Origin of the sequence: Streptomyces sp. NPDC002742 (assembly GCF_042888885.1) — a bacterium.
In the GTDB taxonomy this organism is placed as follows: Bacteria; Actinomycetota; Actinomycetes; order Streptomycetales; family Streptomycetaceae; genus Streptomyces.
Map to the genome: position 1 here is coordinate 1 of NZ_JBIAQF010000072.1, position 1,657 is coordinate 1,657.

At 69.0% G+C, this 1,657-nt stretch carries 2 protein-coding genes; one reads left to right on the forward strand and one right to left on the reverse strand.

Annotated features, from left to right (window positions below; genetic code table 11):
- The first annotated feature begins 270 nt into the window (after window positions 1–270).
- On the forward strand, window positions 271–1,089 hold the full coding sequence (locus ACFYW8_RS44505; protein WP_389093884.1) for an IS5 family transposase: 819 nt from the start codon (window positions 271–273) through the stop codon (window positions 1,087–1,089).
- Here the strand turns inward: ACFYW8_RS44505 and ACFYW8_RS44510 are convergent.
- Window positions 1,058–1,540: a hypothetical protein gene (locus tag ACFYW8_RS44510; RefSeq protein WP_389093888.1), complete on the reverse strand. Its 483-nt coding sequence runs from the start codon at window positions 1,538–1,540 to the stop codon at window positions 1,058–1,060. The two genes, ACFYW8_RS44505 and ACFYW8_RS44510, sit on opposite strands and share 32 nt — an antisense overlap.
- Window positions 1,541–1,657 lie beyond the last annotated feature (117 nt).

Consider the following 1,657-nt stretch of genomic DNA (forward strand, 5'->3'; position numbering starts at 1 on the left):
AGAAGGCTTCCGCATACCGGTCGATGGGCGTGGTCAGTCGAACTGGGTTCTGGATCGGGTGATCGCGGCGGCGCCGGTGCATGAAGACAGGGTCCCCTCGGTAGCTCGGGGTTGCGAAGCCACTCGAGCACCCAGGAGACCCTGTTGTCGCAGTCTTGCTTGATTACGCCTGTCGCGTCCAACTCCCGCGTGTCGCCGTGCGATTGTCTCGCGCACCGGTTCGGAAACGCCGCGGACCGGACGGACCGTATTTCGTGCTACGGCTCCGATATGAGCGAGTCGGAGTGGCAGGTCATCCGGCCGTTGCTGCCGGTGCCGGCCTGGCTGCAGGGCCGGGGCGGGCGGCCGGAGGGGTATTGCCATCGCGTGATGGTGGATGCGGTCCGCTACGTCGTGGACAACGGGGTGAAGTGGGTCAACCTGCCGACGGACTTCCCGCCGTTTCGGCGGGTGCATGCCTTTGCCCGCCGCTGGCAGGCCACCGGCCTGCTCACGGAGCTGCACGACCGGCTGCGCGACCGCGTGCGCGTGAAGGAGGGCCGCTCGGTGGATCCGACGGCGGCGATCGTGGACTCGCAGTCGGTACGGGCCGCGGCGAACATCCCGCGCGCGACGTCAGGGTGGGACGGCGGCAAAAGGGTGGGCGGGCGCAAGCGGCACGTGGTGGTGGACTGTCTCGGCCTGGTCCTGGCGGTCCTGGTGACCGCGGCGAGCGTGCAGGACCGTGACGCCGCCGTCCCGGTGCTCGAGCGGCTGCGCGAGGGGTACTTCTCGGTCCGTCTCGTCTGGGCGGACGGCGGCTATGCCGGCAGCCTGGTCGACTTCGCCCGCGAAAAGCTCCAGCTCACCCTCGACATCGTCCGCCGCTGCGACGACACCACGGGTTTTGTGGTGCTGCCGAGACGGTGGGTGGTGGAGAGAACGCTGAGCTGGCTGATGCGCTCGCGTCGTCTGGTGCGTGACTACGAGACGCTGCCCGCGATGCACGAGGCGATGGTGCTGTGGTCGATGACCATGCTGATGACGGGCCGGCTCGCCGGACGCCGCCGCAATGCCTTCATCCCGCGGCAGCCGACGCCGTCGTCATAGCGGAGACGAACACGTTCGGACGCACCTCGGTGGCCCACCCGCGGGCGGCCAGCCGCTTGACCCGCGATCGCACTCCCTCGATCCGGGTCGGTGTCGCCTCCCACCCCAGCCCTGCCAGGATCTGCTTCACCCGCATCCCGTCGGCGGCCTCCGGCACGCCGAGTACCCGCAGGATCTGCTGGTACTCCGGCGCGAGCACCGATGCGACGGCATTCCCACCCCGGTGCGGAACGGTCGAGCCTGCTACCGCACTACGGGACAACTCGCCTCCCTGAGCTGCTTGTTCACCCAGCACCTCGGCCACCGTTTCCCGAGCGCCAGCCAGCCTCACCAAGGCGCCTTCCGCCGCCACGAGCGCGGCCTGCACCCGCTCGGCCTCCTCCCGCAGCCGGGCTACCTCCTCACGGACCTTCTTCTCGCGGGCCTCCAACATTCCGAGCACCGAGGGCACAGCCACCTCCACGGACGAGACGAGCAGACGAACCGCCCCATCCCTCCCGCCTGCAGGTGGAATTCATGCCCACCAACCTCGAACCACACGATCACGTTCGGAAAGCGGAAGCCTTCT